This is a genomic window from Chitinilyticum aquatile DSM 21506 (assembly GCF_000430805.1).
Classification (GTDB): Bacteria; Pseudomonadota; Gammaproteobacteria; order Burkholderiales; family Chitinibacteraceae; genus Chitinilyticum; species Chitinilyticum aquatile.
In genome coordinates this window covers 355,782-371,428 of record NZ_AUMS01000004.1, presented here as the reverse complement: position 1 = coordinate 371,428, position 15,647 = coordinate 355,782, and the positions used below count along the sequence as shown (strand labels likewise).

Annotated in this window: 20 protein-coding genes and 1 pseudogene; 15 read left to right on the top strand and 6 right to left on the bottom strand. The window is 62.7% G+C overall.

The window, feature by feature from the left end; all coding sequences use genetic code 11:
• Positions 1-107: 107 nt before the first annotated feature.
• Positions 108-197, top strand: a pseudogene (locus tag H559_RS22545) (IS5/IS1182 family transposase); the annotation flags it as partial.
• Between the two features lie 8 nt (positions 198-205).
• Here the strand turns inward: H559_RS22545 and H559_RS0104585 are convergent.
• Positions 206-397, bottom strand: coding sequence for a hypothetical protein (locus H559_RS0104585; RefSeq protein ID WP_028451719.1), 192 nt, complete (start codon positions 395-397; stop codon positions 206-208).
• Positions 398-744: 347 nt separating this feature from the next.
• Between H559_RS0104585 and H559_RS21440 the strand changes: the two genes are divergently transcribed.
• From H559_RS21440 to H559_RS0104570, 3 genes are read left to right on the top strand one after another with little or no spacing between them, the layout of a single operon-like run.
• Entirely contained in the window at positions 745-1,356 is a 612-nt protein-coding gene (locus H559_RS21440; protein WP_028451718.1) for a hypothetical protein, read from the top strand.
• Positions 1,357-1,370: 14 nt separating this feature from the next.
• Positions 1,371-2,417 carry a sensor histidine kinase gene (locus tag H559_RS21435; protein WP_162143295.1) on the top strand — a complete coding sequence of 349 codons (1,047 nt, stop codon included), beginning with the start codon at positions 1,371-1,373 and terminating at the stop codon, positions 2,415-2,417.
• 1 nt (position 2,418) lies between these two features.
• Positions 2,419-3,153 (top strand): LytR/AlgR family response regulator transcription factor, encoded by a 735-nt coding sequence (locus H559_RS0104570; protein ID WP_028451717.1) that lies wholly within the window; start codon positions 2,419-2,421, stop codon positions 3,151-3,153.
• 274 nt (positions 3,154-3,427) lie between these two features.
• Here H559_RS0104570 and H559_RS21430 read toward each other — a convergent pair whose 3' ends face one another.
• Positions 3,428-4,285 (bottom strand): AraC family transcriptional regulator, encoded by an 858-nt coding sequence (locus H559_RS21430; RefSeq protein WP_028451716.1) that lies wholly within the window; start codon positions 4,283-4,285, stop codon positions 3,428-3,430.
• 112 nt (positions 4,286-4,397) lie between these two features.
• Between H559_RS21430 and H559_RS18965 the strand changes: the two genes are divergently transcribed.
• The 7 genes from H559_RS18965 (at position 4,398) to H559_RS0104530 (ending at position 9,725) form a co-directional block, all read left to right on the top strand.
• Positions 4,398-5,405: an ABC transporter ATP-binding protein gene (locus H559_RS18965; RefSeq protein WP_051278934.1), complete on the top strand. Its 1,008-nt coding sequence runs from the start codon at positions 4,398-4,400 to the stop codon at positions 5,403-5,405.
• The gene (locus H559_RS0104555) at positions 5,402-6,184 is read left to right on the top strand and encodes an ABC transporter permease (protein ID WP_028451715.1); all 783 of its coding nucleotides are present in this window, start codon (positions 5,402-5,404) and stop codon (positions 6,182-6,184) included. The genes H559_RS18965 and H559_RS0104555 overlap by 4 nt, the downstream gene beginning before the upstream one ends.
• A gap of 2 nt (positions 6,185-6,186) precedes the next feature.
• Entirely contained in the window at positions 6,187-6,621 is a 435-nt protein-coding gene (locus H559_RS0104550; RefSeq protein WP_051278933.1) for a GNAT family N-acetyltransferase, read from the top strand.
• A gap of 62 nt (positions 6,622-6,683) precedes the next feature.
• Positions 6,684-7,037: a hypothetical protein gene (locus tag H559_RS0104545; protein WP_028451713.1), complete on the top strand. Its 354-nt coding sequence runs from the start codon at positions 6,684-6,686 to the stop codon at positions 7,035-7,037.
• Positions 7,038-7,039: 2 nt separating this feature from the next.
• Positions 7,040-7,825 carry an ABC-2 family transporter protein gene (locus H559_RS0104540; RefSeq protein ID WP_028451712.1) on the top strand — a complete coding sequence of 262 codons (786 nt, stop codon included), beginning with the start codon at positions 7,040-7,042 and terminating at the stop codon, positions 7,823-7,825.
• A gap of 81 nt (positions 7,826-7,906) precedes the next feature.
• Positions 7,907-8,941 (top strand): S66 family peptidase, encoded by a 1,035-nt coding sequence (locus tag H559_RS0104535; protein ID WP_028451711.1) that lies wholly within the window; start codon positions 7,907-7,909, stop codon positions 8,939-8,941.
• Between the two features lie 16 nt (positions 8,942-8,957).
• Positions 8,958-9,725: a class I SAM-dependent methyltransferase gene (locus H559_RS0104530; RefSeq protein ID WP_028451710.1), complete on the top strand. Its 768-nt coding sequence runs from the start codon at positions 8,958-8,960 to the stop codon at positions 9,723-9,725.
• A 54-nt stretch (positions 9,726-9,779) separates the two neighbouring features.
• Here H559_RS0104530 and aroG read toward each other — a convergent pair whose 3' ends face one another.
• The 3 genes from aroG to dksA all read right to left on the bottom strand — a co-directional run bounded on the left by aroG (position 9,780) and on the right by dksA (position 11,852).
• Positions 9,780-10,850 (bottom strand): 3-deoxy-7-phosphoheptulonate synthase AroG, encoded by a 1,071-nt coding sequence (gene aroG / locus H559_RS0104525; RefSeq protein ID WP_028451709.1) that lies wholly within the window; start codon positions 10,848-10,850, stop codon positions 9,780-9,782.
• Positions 10,851-10,997: 147 nt separating this feature from the next.
• Positions 10,998-11,426 (bottom strand): Fur family transcriptional regulator, encoded by a 429-nt coding sequence (locus tag H559_RS0104520; RefSeq protein ID WP_028451708.1) that lies wholly within the window; start codon positions 11,424-11,426, stop codon positions 10,998-11,000.
• 9 nt (positions 11,427-11,435) lie between these two features.
• Complete coding sequence (gene dksA, locus H559_RS0104515) at positions 11,436-11,852, bottom strand: RNA polymerase-binding protein DksA (protein ID WP_028451707.1); 417 nt, start codon at positions 11,850-11,852, stop codon at positions 11,436-11,438.
• A gap of 241 nt (positions 11,853-12,093) precedes the next feature.
• Between dksA and tolA the strand changes: the two genes are divergently transcribed.
• The 4 genes from tolA to H559_RS0104495 all read left to right on the top strand — a co-directional run bounded on the left by tolA (position 12,094) and on the right by H559_RS0104495 (position 14,909).
• Positions 12,094-12,981: a cell envelope integrity protein TolA gene (tolA, locus tag H559_RS18960; protein ID WP_051278932.1), complete on the top strand. Its 888-nt coding sequence runs from the start codon at positions 12,094-12,096 to the stop codon at positions 12,979-12,981.
• Positions 12,982-13,047: 66 nt separating this feature from the next.
• On the top strand, positions 13,048-13,503 hold the full coding sequence (locus H559_RS0104505; RefSeq protein WP_028451706.1) for a hypothetical protein: 456 nt from the start codon (positions 13,048-13,050) through the stop codon (positions 13,501-13,503).
• On the top strand, positions 13,500-14,036 hold the full coding sequence (ruvC, locus tag H559_RS0104500; protein ID WP_028451705.1) for a crossover junction endodeoxyribonuclease RuvC: 537 nt from the start codon (positions 13,500-13,502) through the stop codon (positions 14,034-14,036). Before H559_RS0104505 ends, ruvC begins: the two co-directional genes overlap by 4 nt.
• 99 nt (positions 14,037-14,135) lie before the next feature.
• Complete coding sequence (locus tag H559_RS0104495; protein ID WP_028451704.1) at positions 14,136-14,909, top strand: substrate-binding periplasmic protein; 774 nt, start codon at positions 14,136-14,138, stop codon at positions 14,907-14,909.
• A gap of 60 nt (positions 14,910-14,969) precedes the next feature.
• Here the strand turns inward: H559_RS0104495 and H559_RS0104490 are convergent, their stop codons facing one another.
• Complete coding sequence (locus tag H559_RS0104490) at positions 14,970-15,506, bottom strand: NADPH-dependent FMN reductase (protein WP_028451703.1); 537 nt, start codon at positions 15,504-15,506, stop codon at positions 14,970-14,972.
• Positions 15,507-15,647: the final 141 nt, after the last annotated feature.

Below are 15,647 nucleotides of genomic sequence, written 5' to 3'. Positions count from 1 at the left end.
GCCGCTGAGAAGCGCAGGTTTCCCCGCAGGGGGAGGATCAGGTGCGGGACGTGTCTGAGAGCCTTTCAAAGTCTTTTGAATTTATGAGAAGCTCGTCGAATGAGAAAGAGCTATGGAAGAACTGCAAGCGAAAGCTCAATACCAGCTTGCAGTTCGTCCATTTGGCATTCCTGGCATTACTGCTTAGAAGACTTTGAACAGGCTCTTAGGCCGTGAGCGGATGGAAGCCAATCCAGGCTTCCATCATCACGGCTAGTAGCATGCTGACCAGGACCACGGCGCCCCAGCGGGGTTGTAGGTGGTCTACCGCATCAAACTGCTCCCAGTCGCCAGCCTCGGCATGGGCCGCGCGGCGCCACACCAAGAGTACGCAATAGGCATTGGCTGCGATGTCCAATCTTGACTGCGAGCGCCATTCCCGGCCTGCTGCCCCAAAGCAGCGCAAACCCCGTACTTAGCACCAGCATGAATGCGCAAATTTCCGCCCAGCGATCAACCCGCTGATACAAGCGCGCCAGGAGCAGCCTGGCTGTGCCATCGGTCTACGTTGGCCTTGGGTTAATTTGTGATTGCCATGTAACTGCGTCACAAGTCTTTCATCGGCACTTGGCATTGCAGGCCACCGGGCATTCATCGCGAAAGATCCCATGTTCGTCCCGCCTGCGGCGGGATACATCGCATGCTCGTCGCATGGCATCATGCCGCTGGCCATACTGACCCTGCATCCACTCAGGGAGAATACCCATGCAACTGAAAGCCATTTTTGTCGCCGCCACCATGGCGTTTGCCGTCGCTGCCTGGTCCAGCCAGACCGATACGCCGCTACCACCACACTGGCAGCTCGAATCATCCGGCGGCACCAGCTATGCCGGCAAACTGGACATGAAAACCGCGCTGAGCGCGCAAGGCGCCCCCAGCCTGCAATACCTCGATGGCGATATCAGCGAGGGCTGGGGTGATCTGCACCAGACCATTTCCGCGCGCAACTACGCCGGCAAGCGCGTACGCTTCAGCGCCATGCTCAAGACCGAAGACGTACTGGGTTGGGGGGGGCTGTGGCTTCGCGCCGACAACCATCAGGGCAAAACGGTGGTTTTTGACAACATGTACACCCGGGGTTTGAAAAACAGCAACGACTGGCAGCGCTGGGATGTCGTACTCGACATCCCGGCCGATGCCGAAAGCCTGCACTTTGGCCTGCTGCTGGCCGGCAAGGGGCGGATCTGGATGGACCAGCTGGTGTTTGAGGTCGTAGACAGGCACACCCCGCAGACCCTATGCTGCGGAAAACCCTTGGTGCAACACAAACCAGACGGAACCTTGCAAACACTCGCGCCAGACGAGCCGACGCTATGAGCAGCAATCCTTCCATGTCAGCCAGCGCCCAGCCAGCACGGCCGACGATGCTGCGCTGGCTGGGTGGGATGGCCCTGTGCATCAGTCTGTTGCTGGCTGCGCAAGTTTTCCCGCTGTCCTTGCGCACCGGCTGGCAGAGTGCTTTTGTGCTGTGCCTGTCTGGCTATGCCGGCGGCTATCTGACGCTGGCGTTGCAAAACCAGTGGCAGCCAGTGTTCGCGTTACCCGCGGCGCTAGCCTGTCTGCTGCCGGGCATATTGACGGGGAGTGCGGTCGGTTGGCTGAGCTATCGTCACTGGGCATCCAGCGCACCGTTGCGCCTGTTACCTGATGTCGCGGCGCTGGCCTGTCCGCTGTTGCTTGCGCTGGCCTTGTTGCTGCCGCAGCTATGGCAGCAACGCCGCGCCCAGCTGGCGCAACAGGCCCAATGGCAGGCCGACGAGCAGGCGCGTACCGAGCGCCGCCTGCTGGAACAGGAGCTACGCACCTTGCAGGCTCAGATCGAGCCGCATTTCCTCTACAACACGCTGGCCAACGTACAACATCTGATCGCCACCGAACCCACACAGGCCGGGGTACTCACCGCCCATATGATTGCCTATCTGCGTGCAGCGCTGCCCAGCCTTCGAGCCAGCAGCTCCACCGTGGCGCAAGAGCTGGCACTGGCCAGCCACTATCTGGAGATCATGCGTATCCGGCTGGGCAATCGCTTCAGCTTTGCGGTACATGCAAGCACAGCGGCCGCAGCACTGCCCTTTCCACCTGCCGTGCTGATGAGCGTTGTAGAAAACGCCGTGCAACACGGCGTCGAACCTAGGCCCGGCCCGGTGCATATCGCCATTGCCGCAGACGTGGATGGCAAGATGCTGCAGTTGACAGTGCGCGACAACGGCGTGGGCCTGCCAGCTGCGCCGCGGGATGGCAACGGACTGAGCAATCTGCGCGAACGCTTGCACAAGCTGCATGGCACGGCTGCCCGCTTCAGCCTGCAGGCTGACCCACACACCCACGGACGGGGCACCATCGCCTGCATCTCCATCCCGTTGCTGCCCTCGGACTAACATGCCGCGTATCCTGCTTGCCGACGACGAACCCCTGCTACGTGCGCAGCTCAAAACCTGCTTGGAGGTGCTATGGCCCGACGCTCACATCATTGCTGAAGCGGACGACGGATTCAGCGCACTGGAAGCACTGCACGGCATGCAACCCGATATTGCTTTTCTGGATATTCGGATGCCAGGGCTGACTGGTCTGGACGTCGCCCGGCTGGCCGACGATGCGGTGCACATCGTGTTCGTGACCGCCTACGACGAATACGCCGTAGCAGCCTTCGAGGCCGGCGCGGTGGATTACGTGCTCAAACCGGCTGATGCAACGCGGCTGGCACGCACCGTGCTGCGACTGAAAAACCGCAGCGCCATGACGCCAAGCCACATTGCCGCCATAGCCGACGTACTGCAACCACACCGCACGCAGCTGCGCTGGATACAAGCATCGGTCGGTAATACGCTGCATCTGATTCCGGTTGAAGACGTACTCTTCTTTCAAGCCAATGCCAAATACACCCGGGTACTAACGCGAACGCAGGAGGTATGCATCCGCCTGCCGATCAAGACCCTGGCTGAGCTGCTTGACCCCGAACAATTCTGGCAGTTGAACCGCGGCACCATCGTCGCGGCCAGCCAGGTGGCGGCCGTGCAGCGCATTGAGCAGGGCGAACTGATCGTACATCTGCGCGACCACTCGGAAAAACTGCCGGTGAGCCAGCGGTTTCAATCACGCTTTCGACAGATGTGACAGTCATAAAACAGCGGACCTTGCATATTTTTAGCCGAATGACCGCTTCGGCCGATCAGCTGTCACTGAGACCATCACGATGGTCATATCTCATCGGCGGAGTGGTCACGAACGCCAGAATGGGTAGTCACGAGTGACCAGATTCCGCACACACCCCGCGCCGAAGGCTCTGAAAACCTTGCTTCCAGAAGGGAAGACATAGTCAGGAAAAGGGGATATCCCCACAGCCCTTCTTATAAAATGGCTAGGGGCATATACCCAATGATCATTACCCCTACTTCCCCGCCTGCAGGGCACTCGGGCTGACGCCGAAAAACTCGCGGCAGCGCCGCGAAAAGCTGGCGACTTCGGCATAGCCCACCGCCGTTGCCACCTCGCCGACACGCCCCCCCGCCTGCAGCATCGCGCGGGCGGCGTGCATGCGGGCGGCAAACACCAGCTGCCCCGGCGATTGTCCGAGATGCTCGCGGCACAGGCGGTGCAGATGGCTTTGCGTCACCCCCAGCTCTGCCGCAAGGCGTGCCACCGGCCAGGGCTCGTGCGCAGCCTGCACGACCTGCGCCAACACGACCTGCAGTGCCTGCGCCCGCCCCGACGGCGGCCGGTAAGCGCCAAGCGCCCGCTCCAGCTGGCGCTCGACCAGATCCAGCGCGGGCAGCATCAGGGCGTCGCGCTCGCCGGCATTCTGGCGCGCCGCTTCGCGCTGAAATAGCGAGACCGCGTCGTACAGCGCCGGCCCCTCGCCGGATGCATCGACCCAGGGCGAGCCGCGCGGCAGATGGTTCCAGCGCTCGTGGTCGCGCAGCAGAAACCACACATGCGGCATGGCCTCGTCACCGAGCCGGCGAAAGCCCTTTTGCCCGCCCGGCGGCAGCATGCCGAACTGGCCGGGGCCGACCTGCCAGCGGCGCTCGCCCTCGAACAGCTCGGCGCAACCGCCCAGCACGAAAATCAGCACATGAAACGGCGCGTCGATGCGCTCGATTTCGCACAGGCCGGTCGGCGCGGTAACACCGCACATGAAGATGCCGCGCTGCCGCATCGGCGGGCACGAAGCCTTGTGATAGACGTGCGCACCAACCAGGCGGCCGCCGTCTTCAATATCGAAACGCTCGTAATAGATGGTTGCCATTGTCGGAATGCGCGAGAGTTCTGGACAAATATCCCGACAGAATCCGACATTCCGCTGGCGCAGGCAACTGCATTACATTGTCATCTGTCTTTCTGATTTGGTAATTAAAACCATGCTGATCCAGGCCGATGCACTGAACCGTGTCTACCGCAGCCCCTTGCCGGGCCAGAGCTGGGGTGAGCGCTTTGCGCGCCTCGTACGGCCAAAGTGGAGCGAAACGCATTCGGTGCGTGATGTGAGCTTCGGCATTGCGCGCGGCGAATGCGTGGCGCTGGTCGGGCCGAACGGCGCGGGCAAGTCGACCACCATCAAGATGCTCACCGGCATTCTTGCACCCAGCTCAGGCAGGGTATCGGTCGCAGGCTTCGATCCGCAAAGGGATAGGCGCGCATACGTCAAGCACATTGGCGTGGTCTTCGGCCAGCGCAGCCAGCTGTGGTGGGATTTGCCGGTGCAGGACTCGTTCCGCATCCTGCAGGCGCTGTTTGCGGTTCCGGAAGCCACCTACCAGCAGCAATTGAGCCTGTTCCGCCGCGAGGGCGGGCTGGATGAATTCTGGCTGCGCCCGGTGCGCACGCTGAGCCTCGGCCAGCGCATGCTGTGCGAGATTGCCGCCAGCTTTCTGCACGCGCCGGAAGTGGTGTTTCTGGATGAACCGACCATTGGCCTCGATCTGGAAATGAAGGCGCGCATGCGCGGGCTGATTCGCCAGATCAACCGCGATGCCGGAACGACGGTGCTGATCACCTCGCACGACGTTGGCGACATTGAAAAACTCAGCCAGCGCCTCTTGCTGATCGACCACGGCCAGCTCAAGTTCGACGGCAGCCTCGCGCACTTTCGCCAGAGCGCCGGTGACGGCCACTGGTGGGCGGCAAAACTGGGGGGCGACCGCGACGCCGCACAGGCACTGCTGGCCGCTCATCCCGCAGGTCTGGCGGTGCGCCACAACGGCGACTGGCTGGAAGTGGCGCGTGACGAGCGCCTGCCGCTACCCGAGCTGCTGCAGCTGCTCGCGCCGTTTGCCATTCACGACATCAAGCCGGTCGAGCAAAGCCTGGAAGAGCTGCTGCACGGCTTCTATCTGGCCGGCAAGGTCGGCGCGCGGGAGGCCGCATGAGCACGCTGCGCGCCTGCTATCAGTTGGCGCTGGCCAATGGCCGCGTCACCGCCACCGACCGCAAGGGCCGGCTGATCATCTGCGTCGGCTATCTGCTGGGCATGTGGCTGCTGTACTGGCTGTGGCGCGGGCTGTATCTGAACGACCCGAGCCGCGCCGGGCTGGATTTCGCCACCGCACTCACGCACGTCGCCACCGCGCAGACGCTGTTTGCCATCATCACCACGCCGGCTGACTGGCGGCTGGCGCGCGAGATTCGTTCTGGCGAAGTCGCCAGCCAGCTCACCCAGCCGATGAATCTGGCGCTGCGCCACGGTGCGATGGCACTGGGGGCGGTGGCGGCCAAGGCGCTGTACATGCTGCCGGCGTTTGCGCTGTTTTTGTGGTGGGCAGGGCTGAATCTGGCGCCGTCCAGCTGGCCGGTGGCGCTGGCGTCGCTGGTCTGCAGCTTTGTGCTGCTGTTCTGCCTCGCCTTTATCGTCGGCCTGGCCGGATTTCTCGCGACCGACCTGTGGGGCATCATCGCCAGCAAGGACGCGGTGGTGCAGTTTCTTGGCGGCGCGCTGATCCCGCTGGCCTTCTTCCCGCCTGCCGCGCAGACGCTGCTGCACGTGCTGCCCTTCGCGCATTTCTTCAACACACCGGTCGCCTACCTCACCGGCCAGCTGCACGGGCCGGAATCACTGCTGATTCAGGCGTGCTGGGCGCTGGCCTTCATGCTGTTTGCCCATCTGGCCAGCCTGCAGGTGCAGCGCAAGCTGGTGGTATTCGGAGCCTGATGATGAACGATATCGAATTCTCCTTTGACTTGGCGCGCGTCGACTGGGAGCGTGTCACCGCCTGGCTGGCCGGCAGCTACTGGTCGCCGGGCATCACGCGCCACCATGTCGAACAGGGCGCGCAGGCCTCGACCGTCGTCATCGCCGCGTTTCTCGGCGGCGAGCAGGTCTGCTACGCGCGCGTGCTGAGCGACACGGTGCGTTTTGCCTATCTGGCTGACGTGTATGTCGCCGAAGCGCAGCGTGGGCAGGGGCTTGCACGGCGCATGATTGCCGCGCTGCTGGCGCACCCGCGCATCGCCGGCGTGGCGCACTGCTACCTGCTCACCGGCACGCCGGCGGTCTACCACTCGCTGGGCTTTGCCACCTATCCCGCACCCGACCGCTTTATGGTGCGCAGCAACCCCGATGCACTCGACTTCACCAAGAAGCCTTGAGGTATTGCCTCACAGGTCAACACTGAAAAAGGCTAGCGCCTTATACACTCAGGAGTAATGTAATGAGCCACAATCCCTTCCTCGGCACCTGGCAGCTGCGCAGCGGCGAATTCGGCGAGCACGGCCAGCCGGTCACCCCGTACGACATGAGCCGCCTGCAATCGCGCAAGGTGATCTCGCAGCAGGGCTTCAGTTTTCTCACGCTGCAGGACGGCAAGTTCTACTCCGCCGCCAGCGGCAGCTACCGCTTCGATGACGCCGACTACGTCGAAACCCCGGCCATGACCACCTGGCCAGTACCGGAAGGCCAGCAATACACCTTCCGCTACGAATTCATCGACGGCCTCTGGCACAACAAGCGTTCTGAGAACGGCGTGCAGGTCGAGCATGAGATCTGGGAAAAGGTGGCGGACTGAGCATGACCCCCTTTCTCACCGCCTGGTGGCGCATGACTGTTGCCGATTGCAAGGTCAAGCTGGAAAACCGCGCCGATTTCGGCCTGATCATCGCCGGCATGTTTTTCACCTCAGTAGCCAGCGGGGCGACGCTCTACCTGATGCTGGGGCAAGGCGGCAGCATTGCCGGCTATTCACGCTACGAGCTGCTGTTCATGCAGGGCTTCATGTTCCTCGCCTACGTGTTCGAAAGCAGCTGCTGCAATGCGATGTACATGCTGGAAACCTGGCTGAAGAACGGCAACTTCATCCGCTACTACCTGCGGCCGGTGCACCCGCTGCAGATGCTGGTGCTGGAGCGCTTCCACCCGCAGGGGCTGGTGGTGGCGGCGACCGGGCTGGCGTTCTGCGGCTTTGCGCTGGCCAATCTGCCGGGCGTGTTTGGTCCGGCCTTTGTGCTGCAGATGGTGCTGCTATTGCCACTGGCGGCCATCGTCTTGAACGCGATCAACCAGATGGCGATTGCCAGCTGTTTCTTTCTCGGCGAGTACTTCCCGGTGTTTCACACCGTGGGCAAGCTCACCGACATGTCGCGCTACCCCTTCGAACTATTCCCGCGCATCGCGCGCGGCGCCTTCATGCTGCTGCCGCTGGCCGGCATCGTCTGGTGGCCGTGTCAGGTGCTGCTGAAAGGCCAGCCACTGCTGCCGGTACTGGGGGCGATGACGCTGATCGCCGGTGGCAGCGTGCTGCTCTTGATGTGGCTGTGGCGGGCGGGAATGCGGCGCTATGCGGGGGCGGGGGGCTGATCGATAGCGTGGGTATAGTTGTATAGCCTTTACTGATAAATGGATACAGCAATATAGGACACCATGTATACATCAGCGATATTGCGTAAACCTCGCACACTGCGCCGGGGGGATACGCTGGCCGTACTCTCGCCATCCAAGGGCCTGCCGGCGCTGTTTCCGCAGGTCTACGAAGCGGGCCTCGCCACCTTGCGCGAGCTGGGTTTCCAGATTCGCGAATATCCGAGCGCGCGCATGGCGTTTGACGAGGTGTACGCGCACCCCGAGCTGCGCGCAGCCGACATCAATGCTGCCTTTGCCGATCCGGACATCGCCGGCATTGTCAGCAGCATCGGTGGCGACGATTCGGCGCGCATCCTGCGCCACCTCGATCTGCCGCTGATTGCCCGCAACCCCAAGTTTTTCATCGGCTATTCCGATTTCACGTCGGTCAGCGTGGCACTGCATCTGCAGGGGCTGGTGACCTTCAACGGGCCGTCGGTGATGGCCGGCTTCGCACAATACCGCCATTTTCCGCCGGCGTATCAGGCCTATCTGCGCGACACGCTGCTCGCCCCCTCGCCACGGCATGTGCTGCCGCAATTCCCGGACTACGCCAACGGCTACGGCGACTGGAGCGATCCGCAGCACTGTTGCGACCTCGCCGGGTGGCGAAGCGACGCCGGCCCGCGCTTTCTGCAGGGCAGCGGCACGCATCATGGCCGACTGTTCGGTGGCTGCATGGAAGTGCTGGAAATGCTCAAGGGCACCGCCTGGTGGCCGCAGGCGGACTTCTGGCAAGGCCGGATCCTGTTCCTGGAAACCTCGCAGGAAAAGCCTTCGCTGGATTACGTGAAATACTGGCTGCGCAATTACGGCGTGATGGGCGTTTTCGGGCAGCTGGCCGGGCTGATCGTCGGCCGTGCACGCGATTACAGCGGCGAGGAAAAAGCACAGCTCGATCAGGTCATCGTGCAGGTGGTACGCGGCGAATTTGGCTGTAGCAATCTGCCCATCGTCAGCAACGCCGGCTTTGGCCATACCGACCCGCAACTGGTGCTGCCGCTGGGAATCGAGTTCGCCATCGACTGCGAGCAGCGGCAGCTGATCCAGTGTGAGTCCGCCTTCATCCTCTGAACCGCCAAGGAACACCATGAATCGCATCGATTTCGGCAAAACTGCCAATGACTACCGCCAGCACCGCGCCGGGTTTCCAGCCGAGGCGTTTGCGCGCCTGCGCGACTGGGGCATCGGTCAAGCTGGTCAGCGCCTGCTTGACCTGGGAACGGGAACCGGTACGCTGGCGCGCGGCTTTGCGCTGCAGGGCGCGCAGGTGAGTGGCATCGACCCGGCAGCGGCCATGCTGCAGCAGGCACGCGAACTCGATGTGGCGGCTAGCATCACGGTCGATTACGTCGAGGGCCGGGCCGAGGTGCTGCCGTGGCCGGACGAGTCATTTGACGTGGTCAGCGCCGGCCAGTGCTGGCACTGGTTCGACGGGCTGGCCGCCGCGCGCGAAGTCTTTCGCGTGCTCAAGCCCGGCGGGCAGATGCTGATCGCGCATTTCGACTGGCTGCCGCTGCCCGGCAATGTCGTCGCCGCCACCGAGGCGCTGATCCTCCAGCACAATCCGCACTGGCGCGGCGCCAACGGCTGCGGCATCCACCCGGCCGGCTTCGCGCAGCTGGCACAAGCAGGATTCACGGAACTGGAATCGTGTTCCTTCGATCTGGCCGTGCCCTACACGCATGTGGGCTGGCGCGGCCGCATTCGCGCGAGTGCCGGCGTCGCAGCCAGCCTGCCACCAGAACAGGTAGCGACATTTGACGCTGAACTGGCAACGCTACTGGCCAGCGACTTCCCGCAGGAACCGCTGGCCATCCCGCATCGCGTTTTCCTGTTGCGCGCTCGCAAGCCCTGAGGAAAAAAAGAAACCCCGCCTGAGCGGGGTTTCTGGTGGCAAGCGCTGGCCGGATCAGGCTGCAACCTTGGCCTGTGCACGGCGGTGGGCAACGGCATCGGCCAGCTCGTTGAGCAGCTTTTCGGTGTCATCCCAGCCGATGCAGGCGTCGGTGATCGACTGGCCATAACAAAGCTCCTTGCCGGCGCCGTCGTCCTGACGACCTTCGACCAGATGGCTTTCGACCATCACGCCGAAGATGGCGTCATTGCCATCGCGCAGTTGGGCGGAAATGTCGCTGCAGACTTCCATCTGGCGGCGGAAATCCTTGCGGCTGTTGGCGTGGCTGAAGTCGACCATGATTTTCTGCGGCAGGCCGGCGGCGGCCAGGTCGGCTGCAGCGGCACGCACGTGGTTGGCGTCGTAGTTCGGCTCCTTGCCACCACGAAGGATGATGTGGCAATCCTTGTTGCCGCCGGTGGCAACAATGGCAGAGTGGCCGTACTTGGTCACCGACAGGAAATGGTGCGGCTGGCCGGCGGACTTGATCGCATCGATGGCGATCTTCAGGTTGCCGTCGGTGCCGTTCTTGAAACCGACCGGGCAGGACAGGCCGGAGGACAGTTCGCGGTGTACCTGGGATTCGGTCGTACGCGCGCCGATGGCGCCCCAGCTCATCAGATCGGCCACATACTGCGGCGTGATCATGTCGAGGAATTCGCCAGCGGTGGGCATGCCGATGCTGTTCAGGTCGACCAGCAGCTTGCGCGCGATGCGCAGGCCGTCGTTGATTGCGAAGCTGCCGTTCAGGTACGGGTCGTTGATCAGGCCCTTCCAGCCAACCGTGGTACGCGGCTTTTCGAAATACACGCGCATCACGATTTCGAGGCGGTCTTTCAGCTTTTCACGCAGCGGCAACAAGCGCTCGCCGTATTCCAGCGCGGATTTGACATCGTGGATCGAACAGGGGCCGATGATGACCAGCAGGCGGTCGTCATCACCGGCCAGAATGTTGTGAATGGCGTTGCGGGCGTTGAATACGGTAGTGGAGCCCAGCTCGCTGACCGGAAACTTCTCGATCACGGCCACGGGCGGGAGAAGCTCCTTGATTTCGCGGATGCGTACGTCGTCGGTCTGGTAGTGCATGGCTCGTCTCTCTGGCAGCGGCGGACTTGTACGGGTAAGCGCCAATCGCGCAAGACCGTCAAGCCTGTTCTTCAAAGCAGCCAGATTAGCGTCTTCGGGGGGGCGCGTCCAGTTTCCGCCTTCAATCAGGCGGATAGTGCTGGCCAATCAGGCCGGCCGGCAATCGGCACACAGGCCCTTGATGGTGATCTCGATGTGTTCGGCACGGAAACCGGCCGGCAGGGTAACCGGCAGCTCGGTACTGACCTGGTCAAGGCAGAAAAAGCGCCCGCAGGCCGAACAGTGGAAATGCGCGTGGCGATGCGGTGTGGCAGGAGCGGCGGCAAAGCGCCAGACACGGTCATCGCCAGCCAGCTTGTGCGCCAGCTGGTGATCGGTCAGCCAGTCGAGCACGCGGTAGACCGTGACACGGTCAACGCCGTCGCCGAGCATGCCCAGTACATCCTGGTGCGACAGGGGGTGCGTGCTGTCCAGCAGGATGGCCAGCACGTTGACACGCATGGCCGTAGTACGGCCGGCAACAGCGGCGACGAGGCGGCGCGCCTCGTCCTGCCATTCCGGCGCGGGAGGGAGCATCGGAATGCCTTAGTCGGCGAACTGCTTTTTCAGGCGTTCGCGGCGTTCCTGTGCTTCCAGCGACAGCGAAGCCGTCGGGCGTGCCAGCAGGCGTGCCAGCCCAATGGGCTCGCCGGTGTCTTCACAGAAGCCGTATTCACCGGCGTCGATCTTGCGCACGGTGGAATCGATCTTCTGCAGCAGCTTGCGCTCGCGGTCACGCGTGCGCAGCTCCAGCGCGTATTCTTCTTCAAGCGTCGCGCGGTCTGCCGGATCGGGTGTGGCTTCCTGTTCCTGCAGGTGCTGGCTGGTCTGCGTGGCATTGGCCAGCAGCTCGGCTTTCATCTCCAGCAGACGTTCGCGGAAGAACGCCAGATGGTCGGCGTTCATGTAGTCGTCTTCAGGGCCGTTCCAGGAGAGGATGTCTTGTTCCGTCAGTTTGGCCATAGTCGTTCTCGCGCGTGAAAACTTTGAATCGGTGCGGCGGCATTGCTTACAGCAAATGCCATGCAGTAAATGGGCAGGGAGCTTAATCAAGTCGCCACCCGATTGCAATACGCGCGGCAGTGCGTTTTTGCAATTGTCGGAGTTATACCACGTCGCTGCGGCTGCCGGTCGGCCGGCATTGGCCGCATTGCCAGCTGTGCTACACTCGGCTGTTAATTTATAGCGGAAAAACAGTCTGGGTATGGATCGCTCGCAACGTTTCATGGTTATCGCGCTGCTACTGACGGTGGTAGTGCATGCGATCCCGGTTGCTGCCATCGAACTGGTACGCAAGTACGGCGGCGCGAGCAAGCCCCGCCCCAAAGCCACCGAATCGCTGGAAGTCGTGCTCGTCAACCAGAAGACGCTGACCGCGCCCGCCAAGGCCGAAGTGTTTGCGCAGGCCAATCTGGATGGCGGCGGCAACACCGACGCCAAACAACGCGCCCGCTCGCCACTGCCCTCCAAGGCTGCTCCGCCCTCGACCGAGCTGGAACAGAAACACCAGGAACAAAAACAGCTCGAGCAGAAAGCCGCCGAGCTGATGCGGCAGATCAAATCCGAAACCCGCGCCCCTGCGCAGGATAGCAAGAACCAGGAAGCCAAGCCCGAAGGCCGTGGCGTCGATCAGGAAAGCCTGCGCGAACAGGCCCGCGACCTGGCCGGCGTTGCCGCGCAGATCGAAAAGGACTACAACGCCTACCAGCTCAAACCGCGCAAGGCCTATGTCGGCACACGGGCGCAGCAAACCAGCGTGGCGATGTATGTGGACACCTGGCGGCAAAAAATCGAGCGCGTGGGTACCATCGCCTACCCGACCGACTCGCGTGGCAACAAGCTCTTTGGTACCCTGCGCGTGACCGTCGAAATTTCGACCGATGGCTCGATTGCCTCGGCCACCATCGACAAATCCTCGGGCAATGCCGAGCTGGATGCGCAGGCCCTGCGGATTCTCAAGCTGGCCTCGCCCTTCTCGCCGCTGCCCGGCGACATCAAGGATTCCGCCAACCAGCCCGCGCAATTCCTCGTCATTACTCGCACCTGGAATTTTGCCAAGGGCGGCAGCTTCGGCACCGTCGGCACCAACTGATCCATGTGCGCCGTCAGCAGCTGCAAAGGGGCATTCGCTACGGCTAGCAGACCGGCCGCAGTCCGCATGATGTCCAGCCCTTTCGCCAGCATCGCCATCTTGCTGGGCTTGCTGCTTTCTCCGGCTTGCATGGCTGCGGAGCCGCCTCTTCCTTACAGGGCCTTTGTCGGAAGAAGCACGCAGCAGTTGAGTGTTGCCAGTTACCTCAAACGCTTCGATCGGCAGATGAACGCAGCTGCCGAGCGTTATCTGGCAAGGCAGGAAAACGCCAGAGCGGGCAAAACAGCCGACATCCGCATGCTCGTCGAAATCGGCCGCGATGGCCGTTTGCTGGCCGTTGCGCCGGCAGAAGGCCAGCAGCAGCCGGAGCTGGCGGAAATGATCCAGACCATAGTCCGGCAGGCGGAACCCTTCCCGCCCCTGCCCCCCGACCTCATGTCGGCGCGCGATCCGCGCAGGCCGGCCGATAGTCTCGTTATCGTCCGGACATGGACTTTCACGGCCGGGGATGCTGTTCGATGAGTGCGGTCACTCGCATCCTGGGCATCGACCCCGGCTCGCGCATCACCGGTTTCGGCGTGATCGACATTGCCGGCACCCAGCAAAGCTATGTCGCCTCCGGCTGTATCCGCACCCAGGGCGGCAGCCTGCCCGAACGCATCAGGATCCTGCTCGACGGTATCCGCCAGGTGGTCGAAACCTACCGCCCCGACATTGCCGCTGTCGAAATCGTCTTCGTCAACGTCAACCCGCAATCCACGCTGATGCTGGGGCAGGCACGCGGCGCGGTGATTGCCGGCCTGGTTGCAGCCGGGCTGCCGGTTGCGGAATACACGGCCCTGCAGGTCAAACAGGCCGTCGTCGGCAATGGTCATGCCGACAAGGACCAGGTTTCCCACATGGTGCAGCGCCTGCTGCGCCTGACCGGCCGCCCACAGGCCGATGCTGCCGACGCACTGGGAGTCGCCATCACGCATGCCCAGCATAGCGGCGGTGCCGCGAAACAGCTGGCAGCCTACCGGCAGCTGAGCATGAAACGCGGCCGCATGGCCTGATCCGGCAATCCGGCACCACTCGACGGCACACGAGGCGGTAACTGGCAGCAGGCGTGCCGCCAACAAGCTAATCTGCAGCGATTGCCGGAGATACTCCTAATGCTCATGCGCCTGATCGCCTGCCTTGCCGCCCTGCTGCTATTGCCCTCCCTGCTGGCCGCACCGCTGACGCTGCGTACCTACGGCCGGGATTCGCCGCCGTTTTACGCACTGAATCCGCCGGACAGGCAGCCCACCGGGGCCTGCCCGGAACTCTTTGCTGCACTGAGCGAGGCCAATCCGCAGCTGCAGTTCTCCGGATTGGAAACGCCGATGTCGCTGAGCCTGATCGAAAAAGGCCTCCAGCAGCACAGCATCGATGTTGTCTGCAGCCTCGGCAGAACGCCTGCGCGTGAAAAATTGGCCGATTTCCTGCAGCTCATCTGGCAATCACACCACAAGGTAATGGTCCGCAAGGACGATGCGGTGAGTGTTGCCAGCCTGAGCGAGCTTGCCAGCCTGTCGCAATCCGCCCCGGTCATCGCACGACACAGCAGCGTGTATGCCGATCGTCTGAAACAGGCCGGCGTGCGCGTGGACGACAGCAGCAGCGATCCCGGAACACTGGTGCGCAAACTGCTCGCCGGACGTGGGCGCTTTTATTACGCCGACGAACATCAGCTCGCACTGGTCCTGCGCGAACCGGAGCTGCAGGGCAAACTGCGGATAGAGCCGGCGCCGCTGTATGCCGAAAAACTCTATCTGGCCGTCAGCAAAAATACCGGTCCTGCCGAGCGGCAGGCGCTGCAAGCCGCATTCGAAAGCGTGCGTGCCTCCGGCCGCCTGCAGGCCATCCTGCAGAAATACCAGCTCAGCAGTCCGCAGGAAAAATAAACGTATAGGCCTGCAGCCATTCATTTAAAAGGGCTTCAGGCCTATACACACCGCAGTAATTTAGCCTGCAGCGTCAGCCAGCACCTGCAGCTGCTGGCGGATCAGCTCCTGCAGCTTTTCATCGACCAGATCGCCGGCCTCATTGAAGCTGGCGGTAAACGCATTGGCGAACACTTCGGGCTTGTTCAGCGGGCGCAGGTCAAGAAACACGCAAGTCTGGCGAAGATGATACTGCGCCCGCGAGGTGCCCATGCCACCACCCGCCCCCATGATCGCTGCTGGCTTGCCGGCCAGCGGGCTTTCTGCCTCGCGCGATGCCCAGTCCAGCGCATTCTTCAGCGCCGGCGCCATCGAATAGTTGTATTCCGGGCAGGCGATCACCAGCGCATCGGCACTGCGCAACTGCTCGACCAGCCGCTGCACCGCTGCCGGCTTCTCGGCGATGTCGCCGTTGTAAAACGGCAGATCGCCCACTTCGGCGACCTCGAAGCTCACGCCTTCGGGAACATGGCTGCCGGCATAGCGCAGCAGACCGGCATTGCGGGAGGCCTTGCGCAAACTGCCGCACAGGCCGACGAATTTCAGGGGCTTGCTCATGGATGCACCTCCGTTGAGGCCACCTACACTGGTGGCGGGTGCACCCATTATGGTCGAGGGACAAGCCGCCTGCCTTGCAATGAAGTGAACGACTTCTGCGGAAATTCTGCACAAACCGCTGGCAGGCAACCCGGCCAGAAA

Excerpts from the sequence above, each read along its gene's own strand:
- H559_RS21440 (WP_028451718.1), top strand. The coding sequence starts at position 745 with ATGCAACTGAAAGCCATTTTTGTCGCCGCCACCATGGCGTTTGCCGTC.
- H559_RS21435 (WP_162143295.1), top strand. The coding sequence starts at position 1,371 with ATGTCAGCCAGCGCCCAGCCAGCACGGCCGACGATGCTGCGCTGGCTG.
- H559_RS0104570 (WP_028451717.1), top strand. The coding sequence starts at position 2,419 with ATGCCGCGTATCCTGCTTGCCGACGACGAACCCCTGCTACGTGCGCAG.
- H559_RS21430 (WP_028451716.1), bottom strand. The coding sequence starts at position 4,285 with ATGGCAACCATCTATTACGAGCGTTTCGATATTGAAGACGGCGGCCGC.
- H559_RS18965 (WP_051278934.1), top strand. The coding sequence starts at position 4,398 with ATGCTGATCCAGGCCGATGCACTGAACCGTGTCTACCGCAGCCCCTTG.
- H559_RS0104555 (WP_028451715.1), top strand. The coding sequence starts at position 5,402 with ATGAGCACGCTGCGCGCCTGCTATCAGTTGGCGCTGGCCAATGGCCGC.
- H559_RS0104550 (WP_051278933.1), top strand. The coding sequence starts at position 6,187 with ATGAACGATATCGAATTCTCCTTTGACTTGGCGCGCGTCGACTGGGAG.
- H559_RS0104545 (WP_028451713.1), top strand. The coding sequence starts at position 6,684 with ATGAGCCACAATCCCTTCCTCGGCACCTGGCAGCTGCGCAGCGGCGAA.
- H559_RS0104540 (WP_028451712.1), top strand. The coding sequence starts at position 7,040 with ATGACCCCCTTTCTCACCGCCTGGTGGCGCATGACTGTTGCCGATTGC.
- H559_RS0104530 (WP_028451710.1), top strand. The coding sequence starts at position 8,958 with ATGAATCGCATCGATTTCGGCAAAACTGCCAATGACTACCGCCAGCAC.
- aroG (WP_028451709.1), bottom strand. The coding sequence starts at position 10,850 with ATGCACTACCAGACCGACGACGTACGCATCCGCGAAATCAAGGAGCTT.
- H559_RS0104520 (WP_028451708.1), bottom strand. The coding sequence starts at position 11,426 with ATGCTCCCTCCCGCGCCGGAATGGCAGGACGAGGCGCGCCGCCTCGTC.
- dksA (WP_028451707.1), bottom strand. The coding sequence starts at position 11,852 with ATGGCCAAACTGACGGAACAAGACATCCTCTCCTGGAACGGCCCTGAA.
- tolA (WP_051278932.1), top strand. The coding sequence starts at position 12,094 with ATGGATCGCTCGCAACGTTTCATGGTTATCGCGCTGCTACTGACGGTG.
- H559_RS0104505 (WP_028451706.1), top strand. The coding sequence starts at position 13,048 with ATGATGTCCAGCCCTTTCGCCAGCATCGCCATCTTGCTGGGCTTGCTG.
- ruvC (WP_028451705.1), top strand. The coding sequence starts at position 13,500 with ATGAGTGCGGTCACTCGCATCCTGGGCATCGACCCCGGCTCGCGCATC.
- H559_RS0104495 (WP_028451704.1), top strand. The coding sequence starts at position 14,136 with ATGCTCATGCGCCTGATCGCCTGCCTTGCCGCCCTGCTGCTATTGCCC.
- H559_RS0104490 (WP_028451703.1), bottom strand. The coding sequence starts at position 15,506 with ATGAGCAAGCCCCTGAAATTCGTCGGCCTGTGCGGCAGTTTGCGCAAG.